The organism is Streptomyces sp. NPDC088725 (assembly GCF_044751305.1).
In the GTDB taxonomy this organism is placed as follows: domain Bacteria; phylum Actinomycetota; class Actinomycetes; order Streptomycetales; family Streptomycetaceae; genus Streptomyces.
The window spans coordinates 187,203-201,753 of record NZ_JBIVLO010000006.1 but is presented as its reverse complement, the minus strand read 5'-3'; the positions used below and the strand labels follow the sequence as shown (position 1 = coordinate 201,753).

At 70.3% G+C, this 14,551-nt stretch carries 13 protein-coding genes; 5 read left to right on the top strand and 8 right to left on the bottom strand.

Annotated elements, in window-relative coordinates:
- Positions 1–128 precede the first annotated feature (128 nt).
- The 4 genes from ACIP6N_RS17230 to ACIP6N_RS17215 all read left to right on the top strand — a co-directional run bounded on the left by ACIP6N_RS17230 (position 129) and on the right by ACIP6N_RS17215 (position 5,282).
- Positions 129–1,820: a molybdopterin-dependent oxidoreductase gene (locus ACIP6N_RS17230; RefSeq protein ID WP_401816495.1), complete on the top strand. Its 1,692-nt coding sequence runs from the start codon at positions 129–131 to the stop codon at positions 1,818–1,820.
- Positions 1,821–1,945: 125 nt separating this feature from the next.
- Positions 1,946–2,599 (top strand): fasciclin domain-containing protein, encoded by a 654-nt coding sequence (locus ACIP6N_RS17225; protein WP_401816493.1) that lies wholly within the window; start codon positions 1,946–1,948, stop codon positions 2,597–2,599.
- A gap of 102 nt (positions 2,600–2,701) precedes the next feature.
- Complete coding sequence (locus tag ACIP6N_RS17220) at positions 2,702–4,279, top strand: amino acid permease (RefSeq protein WP_401816492.1); 1,578 nt, start codon at positions 2,702–2,704, stop codon at positions 4,277–4,279.
- A gap of 52 nt (positions 4,280–4,331) precedes the next feature.
- Positions 4,332–5,282: an ADP-ribosylglycohydrolase family protein gene (locus ACIP6N_RS17215; RefSeq protein WP_401816490.1), complete on the top strand. Its 951-nt coding sequence runs from the start codon at positions 4,332–4,334 to the stop codon at positions 5,280–5,282.
- Positions 5,283–5,371: 89 nt separating this feature from the next.
- Here ACIP6N_RS17215 and ACIP6N_RS17210 read toward each other — a convergent pair whose 3' ends face one another.
- On the bottom strand, positions 5,372–6,535 hold the full coding sequence (locus ACIP6N_RS17210) for an FAD-dependent oxidoreductase (RefSeq protein ID WP_401816488.1): 1,164 nt from the start codon (positions 6,533–6,535) through the stop codon (positions 5,372–5,374).
- Between the two features lie 174 nt (positions 6,536–6,709).
- On the opposite strand from ACIP6N_RS17210, the gene ACIP6N_RS17205 reads away from it, so the two are divergent.
- A complete protein-coding gene (locus ACIP6N_RS17205) occupies positions 6,710–7,342 on the top strand; it encodes a TetR/AcrR family transcriptional regulator (RefSeq protein WP_401816487.1) in 633 nt (210 codons plus the stop codon).
- Positions 7,343–7,454: 112 nt separating this feature from the next.
- Here the strand turns inward: ACIP6N_RS17205 and ACIP6N_RS17200 are convergent, their stop codons facing one another.
- From ACIP6N_RS17200 to ACIP6N_RS17170, 7 genes are all read right to left on the bottom strand, one after another.
- Positions 7,455–10,283 (bottom strand): DEAD/DEAH box helicase, encoded by a 2,829-nt coding sequence (locus ACIP6N_RS17200; protein WP_401816485.1) that lies wholly within the window; start codon positions 10,281–10,283, stop codon positions 7,455–7,457.
- 150 nt (positions 10,284–10,433) lie between these two features.
- Complete coding sequence (tatC, locus tag ACIP6N_RS17195) at positions 10,434–11,387, bottom strand: twin-arginine translocase subunit TatC (protein WP_401816483.1); 954 nt, start codon at positions 11,385–11,387, stop codon at positions 10,434–10,436.
- Positions 11,388–11,449: 62 nt separating this feature from the next.
- A complete protein-coding gene (tatA, locus tag ACIP6N_RS17190; protein ID WP_401816482.1) occupies positions 11,450–11,743 on the bottom strand; it encodes a Sec-independent protein translocase subunit TatA in 294 nt (97 codons plus the stop codon).
- 242 nt (positions 11,744–11,985) lie between these two features.
- Positions 11,986–12,183 carry a hypothetical protein gene (locus tag ACIP6N_RS17185; RefSeq protein WP_401816480.1) on the bottom strand — a complete coding sequence of 66 codons (198 nt, stop codon included), beginning with the start codon at positions 12,181–12,183 and terminating at the stop codon, positions 11,986–11,988.
- A 55-nt stretch (positions 12,184–12,238) separates the two neighbouring features.
- Positions 12,239–12,481 (bottom strand): hypothetical protein, encoded by a 243-nt coding sequence (locus ACIP6N_RS17180; RefSeq protein WP_401816479.1) that lies wholly within the window; start codon positions 12,479–12,481, stop codon positions 12,239–12,241.
- A gap of 60 nt (positions 12,482–12,541) precedes the next feature.
- The gene (locus ACIP6N_RS17175) at positions 12,542–13,498 is read right to left on the bottom strand and encodes a helix-turn-helix transcriptional regulator (protein WP_401816478.1); all 957 of its coding nucleotides are present in this window, start codon (positions 13,496–13,498) and stop codon (positions 12,542–12,544) included.
- A 17-nt stretch (positions 13,499–13,515) separates the two neighbouring features.
- Positions 13,516–14,472, bottom strand: coding sequence for a helix-turn-helix transcriptional regulator (locus ACIP6N_RS17170; RefSeq protein WP_401816477.1), 957 nt, complete (start codon positions 14,470–14,472; stop codon positions 13,516–13,518).
- Positions 14,473–14,551: the final 79 nt, after the last annotated feature.

Sequence of the window (14,551 nt, the reverse complement as noted above, 5' to 3'; positions counted from 1 at the left end):
GCAGGGCCCTCACAGAACCTTCGAAGCCACGGGGGCCGGGGATTGGTCCCGTCAGCGATCTTTCTCCCGGGACCGGAAAACTTAATTCCTTCGGGTGAACGACCAATCCGCCATGCTTCCCGCACCGAATGGCCGGTGTGAGCGAAGATCTGAAAGCCCCGCCTTCAGCCGTACGGGCGCCGGAGGCCGGACGTCCCCGGTGGACGGCCCGGCTGCCGCGCGTCGTGGCGGCCGCGTCGAGCGGATTGATCACGGGCTTCGCGGCGCTGGGCGTCGCCGAGCTGGTCTCGGCGGCGATCAGGCCCGAGGCGAGTCCCATCACGGCGGTGGGCGGCGCGGTCATCGACCGCACTCCCCCGGCGCTGAAGGACTTCGCCGTACGGAACTTCGGGACCAACGACAAGCTGGTGCTGCAGCTCGGCATCCTGGCCCTCCTGGCGGTCTTCGCCATGACGGTCGGCGTGGTCGCGCTGCGTCACCGGCTCGCCGGTTCCGCAGCGGTTCTGGTCTTCGGCGCGGTCGGCGCGGTGTCGGCGGCCGGGCGGCCGGACAGCGGTCCGCTCGACGCACTGCCGTCGGCGGTCGGCGCTCTGCTCGCCTGCGGGGTGCTGTATCTGCTGGCCGGCAGGCTGGTGCCCGGTACGTCCCCGCTGTCTCCCGCGTCCCCTCCGGCCGGCGGGCCGGACGGTACGCGGGACGGGGCGGGCGGAGCGGCCGGAGCCGGCGGGGCTTTCGACCGGCGCGGCTTTGTGATCGCCGCGACCGCCGCGGTGGCGGCCTCTGCCGGAGCGGGCGTCGTGGGACGCCGGCTCAACGCATCAGGGGCGGCCGAGGCCGCCGCCTCACGGCAGGACATCGTCCTGCCACACCCCGCCTCGCCGGCCCGCCCCATACCCACGGGCGCGGATCTGCGGGTGCCGGGGATGAGTTCCTTCACCACGTCCAACAAGGACTTCTACCGGGTGGACACCGCGCTGGTGGTGCCGCGGGTCGATGCCGCGAACTGGCGGCTGCGGATCCACGGCAGGGGCGTTCCGGAGCCGCTGACCGTCAGCTACCAGGACCTGCTCCAACGGGAGCTGATCGAGCGCGACATCACCCTGACGTGCGTGTCGAACCCGGTGGGCGGCCCGTACGTGGGCAACGCGCGCTGGATCGGCGTACGGCTGGCCGATCTGCTGCGCGAGGCGGGCGTTCGTCCGCCCTCGGAAGGCGGGCCCGCCGACCAGCTCGTGGCCCGCTCGGTGGACGGCATGACCATCGGCTCACCCGTCGACACGGTCATGGACGGCCGCGACGCCATGCTCGTCCTGGGCATGAACGGCGAGCCGCTGCCCTTCGAACACGGCTTCCCGGTAAGGATGCTGGTGCCGGGACTGTACGGTTATGTCTCGGCCTGCAAGTGGCTGGAGGACCTCGAACTCACCACGTTCGACGACTACGACGCCTACTGGGTGAAGCGGACCTGGTCCCGGCGGGCGCCCATCAAGACCGAGTCGCGGATCGACACCCCGCGGCCGTTCGCCGGCCCCAAGGCCGGAAAGGTGCCGGTCGCCGGGGTGGCCTGGGCGCAGCGTCGCGGTATCAGCAAGGTCGAAGTACGGGTCGACGGCGGTCCCTGGCACGAGGCCAGGCTCGCGGCCGAGGACTCGCGCGACACCTGGCGGCAGTGGATGTGGGAGTGGCCTGCCACCTCCGGCAGCCACACCCTCGAAGTCCGCGCCACCGACCGGGACGGCTACACACAGACGGACGAACGGGCCGAGACCGTACCCGACGGCGCGACCGGCTGGCACTCGGTGGTGGTCGCCGTGACCTGACGCGGCCGTTGCCCGGCACTCTCCCGCAGCTTGTGCGAACAGCACCTTCTGAACGCACCTTCCGAACAACACCTTCCGAACAACACCGCACAGATTCCGTGCGTCCTCTTTCAAGGAGAAACCTCATGAACGCCACTCGTTTCCACCGTGCCGCTGTCGCCGTCGTCGGCCTCGCCGTTCTGCCGCTCGCGCTGAGCGCCTGCTCCAGCGACAGCAGTGACAGCAAGGACAGCGGCGACAAGGCGTCGTCGGCCGCCCCGCAGGCGCCCGACACCTCGGACGACGCGGCCGCCGGTATGGGCGACAAGCCGTTCGGCTCGGCGTGTGCCTCGGTTCCCAAGGAAGGCGCGGGCAGCTTCGACGGCATGTCCAAGGACCCGGTCGCCACCGCCGCCTCCAACAACCCCGCCCTGTCCACGCTGGTCACCGCGGTGAAGAAGGCCGGCCTCGTGGACACACTCAACAACGCGGAGAACATCACGGTGTTCGCCCCGACCAACGACGCCTTCGCCAAGCTCCCGAAGGCCGACCTGGACAAGGTCCTGGCCGACAAGGCGATGCTGACCAAGATCCTCACGTACCACGTCGTCGGTGAGAAGCTCACCACCAAGCAGCTGGCGAGCGGCACGTACCCGACGCTGGAGAAGTCGACGCTGAGCACGTCCGGTTCGGGTGAGGCGTACAAGGTCAACGACACCGCGAACGTGGTCTGCGGCAACGTTCCCACCGCCAACGCCACGGTCAACATCATCGACACCGTTCTCATGCCTAAGATGTAAGCGAGGAGTTGGGCGCCGTTCGGACACGGACGCGTAAGGCCGGGGAAACAGCGTCTCCCTCATTTCTGTCTCACCCGACAGGGATCAGCGACAGGGGCTGCCATGACCGGCACCGCGTCCACGGACGTACGGCAGGAACCATCCGGGACCGGCCGGCGCGACTCAGTCGCGCTGGCCGGTTTCGGCTATCGGCAGGAACTGCACCGGAGCATGGGGCGCTACGCCTCGTTCGCCGCCGGGTTCTCCTTCATATCCGTCCTCACCACCGTCTTCCAATTCTTCGCGTTCGGCTACTCGTTCGGCGGCGCCGCCTTCTTCTGGACCTGGCCCGCGGTGCTCACAGGCCAGCTTCTCGTGGCGGCTTGTTTCGCCGAACTGGCCGCCCGTTACCCGCTGTCGGGCGCGATCTACCAGTGGTCGACCCGGCTCAGCACCCCGTCCTTCGGCTGGTTCGCCGGCTGGACCATGGTGATCGGTCAGATGGTCGTGGTCGCGGCGGCCGCGCTGGCGCTCCAGGTCGTCCTGCCCGCCGTCTGGTCCGGCTTCCAGCTCATCGGCACCGATCCGGCGCCCGCCTCGGTGAGCGGAGCGGCCAACGCGGCTTTGCTGGCAGTGGTGTTGCTGGCTCTGACAACCGCGGTGAACATGCTCGACAACCGGGTGATGTCGGCCGTCAACCGCATCGGGGTCACCGCCGAGATCATCGGCGCCGCGCTGATCGTGGTGCTCCTCTTCACCCACAGCGCGCGCGGGCCCGGCATCACCCTGCACACGGGCGGCCAGGGCGGCGCCGTCGGCGCGCTGCTGGTGGGGTCGTTCACCGCCGCGTACGTCCTCATCGGGTTCGACAGCGCGGGCGAGTTGAGCGAGGAGACGCGCAGCCCGCGCCGTACCGCACCACGCACGATCCTCCTCGCCCTCGCGTCCGCCGGAGTGCTGGGCGGACTGCTGCTGCTCGGCGGACTGCTCGCCGCTCCCAGCCTCACCGACGGGCGGCTCGGCACGGAGGGGCTTTCGTACGTCCTGACCAGCACGCTCGGCGACGGCGTCGGCCGGGCGCTGCTCGTCGACGTGGCGATCGCGATCGGCGTCGCCACGCTCGCCATCCAGACGTCGGGCTCCCGCATGCTCTTCTCGATGGCGCGCGACGGCGCGCTTCCGGGGGCGCACCGGCTGGCGAAGGTCTCGCCGCGCACCGGCATGCCCGCCGCCACCGCACTGGTCGTGGGGACGGTGGCCGCGGCGCTCTGTCTGCTCAACCTGGCCTCGCCGGAGGCGTTTCTGGCCATCGGTACGACGTGCATCGCGATGGTCTACCTGGCGTACGTCATGGTGACGGGCCCGATGCTGGTCCGCCGGCTGCGCGGCACGTACACCGCGAAGCCGGGCGAGGCCGCGGCGGCCGAAACCGGGACCGACGAGACGGGCAAGCCGCTTTTCTCACTGGGCCGTTGGGGACTTCCGGTCAATGTGCTCGCCGTGCTGTACGGAACGTTCATGGCGGTCAATCTGGCCTGGCCCCGGGCCGCCGTGTACGACCCGGCGGGCGGGCACTGGTATTTCCAGTGGTTCACGATCCTGTTCCTCGCCCTCACGGTGAGCGCGGGCGGCGCGATCAAGTGGCGTGAAATTAAAAGCAGTTTCAACAACTTCCGGCGCCGGAACGGGGATCGCAGCTAGCCTCGGCGGCCGGAACCCGCACACGTCAGCAGAGGCAGTCAGGGAGTGTTCTGTGCATCGAGCGGACACAGCGGACAGAGGAGACAGAGACAACAGAGCAGCCGGAGCTGTCGTCGGCTCCGCCGTCGGAGACGCCCTGGGCGCACCCTTCGAGTTCGGTTACGCCGGTTTCTACTCGGTGAAGTTCCCGGACGGTGTGGGCGAGATGTGCGGGGGCGCCGGCTGGGAACCCGGCGAGGCCACCGACGACACGCAGATGGCGGTCCTCGTCGGCGAATCACTGCTGGCGTGCGGGGGGCTGGACGCACCGGACATGTTCGAGCGGTTCAGGCGCTGGGCCGCCGGGGACCCCAAGGACATCGGCCTGCAGACCGAGTCGGTCCTGACGAGCGGCGACGCCTGGGATCTGGCGGCGGCCATCCACTATCAGCGCACCGGACGGGCAGCGGGCAACGGCTCGTTGATGCGCGCGGCCACCTCCGCCGTGTACTTCGCGTCGGCCGGCCAGGACGCCACGATGTCCGCGGCCCGGAAGATCGCCGCGCTCACCCACGGCGACCGCGCCGCCTGGGAGGGCACGGCCGTGCTGCACGAGCTGATACGGGTCGCCATCGAGGGACGCGACCCGCTGCGCGCGGTCCCCGGCGCACTCACCAGGGTCCACGAACATCACCGCGGGCGCTGGGCCACCGTGCTCTCCGCCGACTGGCGCCCCGATCTGGCGACGGAGTTCAACGGAGCGGTGTGGCCGTGTCTGGGCTCGGCTCTCTGGGCGCTGCGCACGACGGACTCGTACGAATCGGCGCTGGCTGCCGCGATCGACCTCGGCGGTGACACGGACACGGTCGCCGCCGTGACCGGCGCTCTCGCGGGCGCGCTCTACGGGCTCGACGCGATCCCGCGACGCTGGACGCGGGCGCTGCACGTACCGCTGCCCGGGTACGGCGACCGGGTCATGGACGCGGCCGAACTGACGGCGATGGCACGGGCCCTGGCCGGCTGAGGCCACCGGCCCGGACGCGCTCTCACAGCCACCCGCCACCACGACCGAATCCCTCAGGCCGCCGTCACGCTTCCTGTCGGAGATGCGGCTCAGGCCTGTCCCGGCGCCCCGTCCTGGTCCTGGGGACCACCGTTGAAGAGCTCAAGGAATCCGAAGGGCGCGCGGTCGCCGAGCAGGAGATCCAGCATGTCGCGCGCGTCGGCGTAGAAGGGCTCGGTGCGCGGGAACAGCGCCTCTTCGTAGGCGGTGAGAGCCGCTTCGGCGTCATCGGGGTGAGCGGCGATCGCCTTGCCGAGTTCGGCTCCGTCGAACATCGCCAGGTTCGCGCCGTCACCGGACGGCGGCATCAGGTGAGCGGCATCGCCGAGGAGCGTCACTCCGGGCACGCGCTCCCACCGGTGTCCGTCCGGGAGTGAGTGAATCATGCGGGCGACCGGCGCGGTCTCGCCGTCGGTGATCAGCGCGGTGAGTTCCGGTGCCCACCCGTCGAACTCGGCCGCGACCCGAGCGGTCGCGGTGGCGGCATCCGTGAAGTCGATGCCGGCGATCCACTCGGCGGGGCGGTTCAGCTCCACGTACGTGTGCAGGATGTTCCCCGCCTCGCGGTGCGCGGCGATTCCCTTCCCCGGGGTCAGCGCACACATCGCGCCGGCGCCGACCGCCCCGGCCGTCGCGGCGTGCCGCTCGTCGGCGTCGTAGAGGTAGGTCTCGATGAACGTCGTGCCGGTGTACGCGGGCTCGGCGCCGGAGAGCAGCGGGCGGATCTTCGACCAGGCGCCGTCGGCGCCGACGAGGAGACCGCTGGTCACGGTCGAGCCGTCGGCGAAGGTCAGTTCGTGCCGGCCGTCGCCGAGGGACCTGACACCGGTGACCTTGTGTCCCCACTGGACCGTCCGGTCGGGCAGGGAGTCGAGCAGGATGCGCCGCAGGTCTCCGCGGAGCACTTCGGGACGCCGCGCCGTGCCGTCGTCGGGTTCGTCGTACAGCAGTGTGCCGTGCTGGTCGAGCACGCGCATCGCCTCGGCGCCCTCGTGGATGATCGCGCGGAACTCGCCGGTGAGGCCGGCGTCGGCGAGCGCGCGCTGCCCGTCGCCCTCGTGGATGTCCAGCTGGCCGCCCTGCGTGCGGGACCCGGGCGACGCTTCGGCCTCGTAGACCGTCGCGGGGATGCCGTGGACGTGCAGGACCCGGGCGAGAGTCAGGCCGCCGAGACCGGCGCCGACGATGACGATCGTGGGGTGGCTCGCGTTCATGGGCTTCCTCGTTTCTGTACGGACGGAACGCGAGGCGTCGGCCCGGACACTCATATGGATCGGCGTTCCAAAAGTAATATGGAACGCCGATCCACTGTGTGTCAAAATGAGGCCATGCCACGAACACGGGGAAGAGCACCCACAGGGGGTCGCGCCGGCGCCCTTTCGCGAGAGGTGATCGTCGGCGCGGCCGTCGCGCTGCTGGACGAACACGGCGAGCGGGGGCTCACCTTCCGGTTGCTGGCCCAGCGGCTGAACACCGGACCCGGCGCGCTGTACTGGCATGTGGCGAACAAGGACGAACTGGTCGCCCTGGCCGCCGATCAGGTGCTCGGCCAGGCCCTCGCCGAGGCCCCGCGCGGCGGGGAAGGCGCCGGGCTGCGCGCACTTGCCGTGTCCGTCTTCGACGCCCTGCACCGGCACGCGTGGGCGGCGTCACGCGTCAAGGCGCCGGTCAAGCTGCCGAACGCGCTGCGCCTGCTCGACCGCATCGGCACCCTCGTCGCGCGAACCGGGCTGCCCGCCGAACGGCGTTTCGCGGTCGCCACCGCGATCTCGTACTACATCACCGGCGTCAGCGCCCAGATCGTCGCGCCGTTCACCACCGCCGACGTGACCACCGACCGTGACGCCTTTCTCACCCGGACCGCCGAACGCTGGAAAGAACTCGACCCCGCCGAGTATCCCTTCCTGACGCACACCGCCACGGACCTGCGCGACCACGACGACCGCGACCAGTTCACCACCGGCCTCGACCTGCTCCTGGGCGGCCTGAACGTGACGGCGGACCCGCGACCGCCCGTGTGAGGCCGCGCTACACCGGACACGACGGCGAAAGGCCCCCGCCGCATCGATTCGGACGCTGAATCGATGCGGCGAGGGCCTCATCCACCTCGCTCCGCGCACACAGGCGCCGGTCTCAGCCGACCGAGCTGTACGCCACCACTCCGCGCAGCACCGCGTCGACCGCCTTGCGCGCGTTCTTCGCCACCGTGCTGTCCTCACGGGGCGCGGCGGCCGCGATCTGGCCGAGGACATCGATCACCTGCTTGCACCAGCGCACGAAGTCACCGGCCGGCATCTCCGCCTCGCGCAGTACCTCGTCGAGTCCCTTGCCCGAGGCCCACATGTAGACGGGCCAGGCGAAGCCGAGGTCCGGCTCGCGCTGGCCGACCCCTTCCGTCTGGCTGATCTTCAGGTCTTCCTCCAGCGCGTCGAGACGGCCCCAGATCCGTACCATGTCGCCCAGCGCGGCTTTCGCGTTGCCCGAGGGGACCTTGGGCGTCACCGCGTCGTCGGCCTGCCGCGCCTCGTACACCAAGGCCGAGGCACAGGCGGCCAGTTCGGCGGGGCCGAGCCCCTCCCACACGCCGTCGCGCAGGCACTCACTGGCGAGCAGATCCAGCTCGCCGTAGAGCCGGGCGAGCCGCTTGCCGTGCTGGGTGACCTCGTTCCCGCGCAGGTAGTCCAGCTCGGTGAGGAGCGCCACGATCCGGTCGAAGGTACGGGCGATTGTGTTCGTCCGCCCCTCGATCCGCCGCTCCAGCTGCCGGGTGTCACGCTGGAGCCGGTGGTAGCGCTCGGCCCACCTGGCGTGGTCCTCCCGCTCGTCGCAGCCGTGGCAGGGGTGCGCGCGCAGCTCGGTGCGCAGCCGGGCGATCTCGCGGTCGTCGGCGGCCTCCGCGCGCTTCTTGCGGCGCCGCTCGGGCTCGATGTGCCCGGCCTTCGCGCGCAGCGCGGACGCCAGGTCCCGGCGGGACTGCGGCGAGCGCGCGTTGAACGACTTGGGGACGCGCATCCGCTCCAGCGGCTCGACCGGCACCGGGAAGTCCATCGACGCGAGCCGCTTGACCTGCCGCTCCGCGGTCAGTACGAGCGGGCGCGGCCCTTCCTGGTACTCGAGGCCCCGGTGCCCGTTGGCCCGGCCCGCGGGCACGCCGGGGTCGAGCACCAGCGCGAGGCCGGCGAACTTCCCCGTCGGCACGTGGATGACGTCGCCCGGCTTCAGCTTCTCCAGCGAGGAGGCCGCGGCCGCCCTGCGCTGCACCGCGCCCTGCTTGGCGAGGTCGTTCTCCCGGTCCTTGAGGTCGCGGCGCAGCCGCGCGTACTCCTCGAAGTCCCCGAGGTGGCAGGTCATGCCCTCGCGGTAGCCGTCGAGCCCTTCTTCGTTCTTCTGCACCTGCCGGGAGATCCCGACGACCGACTTGTCGGCCTGGAACTGGGCGAAGGAGGTCTCCAGCAGCTCGCGCGAGCGGTGCCTGCCGAACTGCTGCACCAGATTGACCGCCATGTTGTACGACGGCCGGAAACTGGAGCGCAGCGGATACGTACGCGTCCCGGCGAGCCCGGCGAGCGCGCCCGGATCCATGCCGCGCTGCCAGAGCACGACGGCGTGGCCCTCGACGTCGATGCCCCGGCGGCCGGCGCGGCCGGTCAGCTGGGTGTACTCACCGGGGGTGATGTCGGCGTGCTGCTCACCGTTCCACTTGACCAGCTTCTCCAGCACCACGGACCTGGCGGGCATGTTGATGCCGAGCGCCAGGGTCTCCGTGGCGAAGACCGCCTTGACGAGGCCGCGCAGGAACAGCTCCTCGACGACCTCCTTGAAGGTGGGCAGCATGCCCGCGTGGTGCGCGGCGACACCGCGCTCAAGACCTTCGAGCCATTCGTAGTAGCCGAGGACATGCAGGTCCTCGCGCGGAATGGACGCGGTGCGCTCCTCCACGATCTCGCGCACCCGCTGCCGCGCGTCGTCCCCGTTCAGCCGCAGGCCCGCGAACAGGCACTGCTGTACCGCGGCCTCGCAGGCGGCCCTGCTGAAGATGAAGGTGATGGCGGGCAGCAGGTCCTCGGCTTCGAGGCGCGCGATGACCTCGGGCCGCGACGGTGTCCAGACGCGGCTGCGGCTTCTGCGCTCGCGCTCCCGGTCGGCCTCGCGGACCGACTTCCCCCGGCGGCGGTCGCGGGGGTTGTACGTACGCTGATTCTCCATCCGGGCCATCCGGACGAGGTCGGGATTGGTCTCGCGCCTGCCCGCGCCGCGGCCGCCGTGGTCGCTCTCCTCCTCGAAGAGGTCGTACATCCGGCGGCCCGCCATCACGTGCTGCCAGAGGGGCACGGGCCGGTGCTCGGAGACGATCACCTCGGTGTCGCCACGGACCGTGTCCAGCCAGTCACCGAACTCTTCCGCGTTCGACACCGTGGCGGAGAGGGAGACCAGCGTGACGGAGTCGGGGAGGTGGATGATCACCTCTTCCCAGACGGCGCCCCGGAAGCGGTCGGAGAGGTAGTGCACCTCGTCCATCACGACATAGCCGAGCCCGCGCAGCGACTGCGAGCCCGCATAGAGCATGTTCCGCAGCACCTCGGTGGTCATGACGACCACCGGAGCGTCGGAATTGACGCTGTTGTCCCCGGTCAGCAGGCCGACCTTGTCGGCGCCGTAGCGCTTGACCAGGTCCGCGTACTTCTGGTTGGACAGGGCCTTGATGGGCGTGGTGTAGAAACACTTGCGGCCCTCGGCCAGGGCCAGGTGCACGGCGAATTCGCCGACGATGGTCTTGCCCGAACCGGTGGGCGCCGCGACCAGCACGCCCTTTCCGGCCTCAAGGGCCTGGCAGGCCTCGATCTGGAAAGGGTCCAGGCCGAATTCGTACATCTCGCGGAAAGGCCCGAGCTGCGTGGCCTGCTCGGCGGCGCGGGTCCGGGCAGCGGCGTACCGCTCGGCTGGTGAGAGGTCCTCAGTCATCTTGCTCTCGAGCCTACCCGTCACGTCTGACAGTCACCGCGATCTTTTACCGCGCTCGCCCCGTACCGGCCGAGCACCCGGTGGCGCGTACCCGGGCCGGATCACGCGCGGCACCGCGTCGGCCGCCGCGCGCACCGCACCGGCTCGGGCTCAGGTGATGTCGTCGTAGCCGTTCACCCGGTTCGACCGGCCGCCGTCGGCCTGCTCCGGCAGAGAGGGCGACGCGGAGACCGGCTCGATCGCTCCGACGCTCTCGGGTGTCAGGTCCAGCTCGGAGGCTTCGTCGTCGTCGGGTTCCGAAGCCGCGCGCAGCGCCCTGCGCCGGTCATTGAAGAGCGCGATCGCCACGGCGACGAAGTACAGCACCCAGATCGGGCCCGCCAGCGCCAGCATGGTGAGCGGGTCGGTACTGGGCGTCGCGACCGCCGCGAACACCGTGATGCCCATGATCATGATCCGCCACCAGCCGGCCATCCGCTTGCCGGTGATGATCCCACCGAAATTGAGCATCACGAGGAGCAGGGGCAGCTCGAAGGAGAGGCCGAAGACGACCACCATGCGCGTGATCAGATCGAGCAGATCGTCCAGCGGAAGCTGGTTGTCCAGCCCGGCGGGCGAGAAGTCGAGGAGAACCTGCGCCATCGTGGGCAGGGTCTCGTACGCGAAAAAGCCCCCCGCGAGGAAGAGCGGGAAGCCTGCGGCGACGAAGCTGAGCGAGTACTTGCGCTCGTGCCGGTGGAGACCGGGAGCGACGAAGGCCCACAGCTGGTAGAGCCAGACCGGCGACGAGAAGACGACGCCGGCCATCAGAGACACCTTGAGCGCGAGCGTGAACGGTGTCAGCAGGCCGTTCAGGACGATACGGGCGCACGTCCCGTCCTCCTGCTTGGACAGGTCCGCGAACGACGAGTGGCAGCCGACGGCGTGGAGCACCGGATTGGTGAAGAACTCGATGATGTCCTTGTAGACGAAGGCGGAGGCGATCGTCACGACGACGATCGCCAGCAACGCCTTGGCGACGCGGTTGCGCAGCTCACGCAAGTGCTCCACGAGGGGCATGCGTCCCTCGACGTCCTTCTCCTGCTTGCGGGCAGACTTAAGCAACCCACGTCCTCATCTCGTGCGGCGGACGGTCCCTGCCGGCACCGTCCGCTCCGGCCCTGGTGTCAGCGCTGTGCGGAATCCGTCGGCTCGTTCACCGGGCGGGCGCTGGTGACGTCGCCGGGAGCGGCCCGGATCGTGCGCGGCACGGCCTGGTCCTGGGTGGTGTCGTGCGGCGGGTCCGCCGGGGTGGCGGCCTGCTGGCCGCCTTCCGACTTCATCGCCTTGGCCTCGCTCTTGAGGATACGAGCCGACTTGCCGAGCGAACGCGCCATGTCTGGAAGCTTCTTCGCGCCGAACAGCAGGACGATCACGACGAGGATGAGAATGATCTCGGGGGCTCCGAGCCTTCCGAACATAAGCGTTTCCTTCTCACCGAGGCGGCATGGGACGGGGCCTGCACCGAATTCGGCCGACTCCGGACCGGGATCCGCCGTGTGTACGTGCAGCGATCGTAACGCTCAGGGGTAAACCGGGGGCAAGCCCTGCGCGTACTTCCGGTTGCGGCCCGTTATCGCACTGCCGGGGCCGCGCTGTGCAGCGTACCCTCCTGAAGCCCGCCGCAGCAGGGGGCGTTCGCCATGACGGTGCTTCGCGTTCACTACCGCAGGGCTTCGCCGGTCGTGGCGAGCCGTGTGGCGGCGTGTTCCAGGTCCTCCGCCGCGCGGTTGATCCGGTCGGTCGTGGCGGCGACTTGGCGGCCGAGGCGCTGGGCTTCGAGGAAGACACGGATCGCCAGCAGGCCGAGTACGGCGATGCCGCAGAACCCCAGAGCGATGGCAAGCATAGGCCAGAACATGGGACGAGCCTAGTGCCCCTGACCGGCGGGTTCCGCCGGTCGGGCGGACGAGGGCTCAGACGGTGGAGTGGAGGCGCAGCGTCCGCACCCCGCCGCCCGTGAGGAGTTCGACGATGCGCTCACCCGCCGGCTTGCGGACAGCGGTCTCGCACTCCGGGCAGGTGAAGGAGTAGAACGTGGTCTTCCTGCTGGCGCCGATCGCCAGCAGGATCGCGCCCGCGGACAGTTCGAAACGGGCACGGCACTCCGGACAGGCCGCCTGGAAGAGAACCGGAGGAGCGGGCGGCACCTCGGACATGGCTGCACATTCGGAAAAACCGGAATTTTCGGAAGCGGCCGGCATCTTTCGCTGATCTCCTTATTCCTGGCCGTCGTAGGCCGCCAGGGCCTCGAGCGCCGCCGACCGCGCACTGTCCGTCAGATCCTGCGGGGAGACGATCCTGCCGTCCCCGCCGAGCCGCAGCGCGAGCCGCCTGAGCGAAGCCGGTGCGGGGGTACGCAGGGTGATCCGCAGTCCGCCGTCGGGAAGTTCGACCGCGCTGTCGTGCGGGTAGTACTCCGCCACCCACCGGCCGCCCGGACCGACATCGACCACCACTTCGGGATCGTCGGCCGACGGCTGGACAAGCCCCTCCGACAGATCACGCAGTTCCAGCTCCGGCGGCGCGGCCGGGGCGTCGAGCAGCCTGATCTCGGCGACGCGGTCGAGCCGGAAGGTCCGGCGCGCCTCCGAGAGCCGGCACCACGCCTCCATGTACGTGTGCCCCACCGCGAACAGCCGGATCGGGTCGACCTCGCGCTCGGTCAGCTCGTCACGAGCCGGTGAGTAGTAGCGCAGCCAGAGCCTGCGGCGCTTGGAGATGGCCCGGTCCACCTCGGCGAACACGCCGCCCTCCGACTCGAAGGTCACCGAGAGCCGGGAGCTGGCCCCCGCCGCCTCGCCCGCGGCTGCCTCCAGCTTCGCGGTGGCGCGCAGCAGCGCCTGCCGGTCGCTCTCGCGCAGCCCGGGCAGGGTCGCTACGGCGCGTGCGGCGACGAGCAGGGCCGTCGCCTCGTCGGCGGCGAGCCGCAGCGGCTGCGCCACGTCGTCCGCGTTGTGCCACCAGATGCGGTCGCCGTCGGTGTCGATGTCGAGCAGGTCACCGCCGCGGAAGCTGGTCCCGCACATGGGCAGCACGTCGAGGTCGGCGATGAGTTCGTCCTCGGTGATACCGAACGCGCGGGCGACATCACTGACATGGGCGCCGGGGCGCTCCCGCAGATAGGTCACCAGCGAGAGCATCCGCCGGGTCTGGTCGATGGCGTTGGCTGCCATGGTGTGTACGAGCCCTCTCAGCCCTTGGCCACGGCGCGCAGCCGCTCCACGACGTCGGCCCGCAGATCAGCGGGCTCCAGGACGACCACATCGGGGCCGAACTCCACCAGCCAGGCGTCGAGCCCGTGCCCGTACGGCACATTCAGCTCGTCCCACCCGTCTCCCAGGTCCCGTGACGACAGCGCCCTGGCGCGCAGCGGGTATCCGCAGCCGGAGCGCAGCCTGATCAGGGCGGAGCGGGTCGCCGTCTCCCCCGCCCAGCTCTCCACGGTCTCGCGCACGGTCACGGCGTCGGGCACCGGCGCCTGGAACTCCCCGGCGCGTGAACGGACCCGTCCGGCGATCCTGGAGAGCCGGAAGACGCGCTCGGCGCTCCGGTCGCGGTCCCAGCCGGCCAGGTACCAGTGGCCGCGCCAGCATTCCAGCGTCCAGGGCTCGACCTGGCGCTGCTCGGAGAGCGCCGCGTTGGCCTTGCGGTAGTCGAAGACGACGGGACGGCGGTCGCGGCAGGCGAGCATCAACGGCTCGAAGGCGGCCTCGTGGACGGGGATGCGCGGTTCGAGGGCGCTGTGATGGACCTCGTACGAGTCCTCGGCCTCGGGCATCCCGGCCGCGCGCAGCTTCTGCAGGGCACCGCTCGCGGCGCCCGCCAGGCGTGCCTGCTGCCAGACCTTGGCCGCGAGTCCGAGGGCCGCGGCCTCCTCGCCGTCGAGGGTGATGGCGGGCAGTCTGTTGCTGTCGCGACGGGCCAGATATCCGGTGTCGCCCTCGATGTTCTCGACCGTCTCGATCACCAGACCGAGTTCGCGCAGATCGTCCTTGTCCCGCTCGAACATCCGGTTGAAGGAGTCGTCGGAACCCGCTTCGAGGTAGGCCTCGATGGAGCCACGCAGCTCCCGTTTGCTGAGCGGGCGCCGGGTACCGAGCAGGCACAGCGCCAGATTCATCAGCCGCTCGGCCTTGGCAATGGCCATCGACGCTCCGCACCCCTTTTGATCGTGCCGCCTCCGCGCGTCGACCGTACCGCCCCGGGGTGCCCCGGCAAAGCCGAGG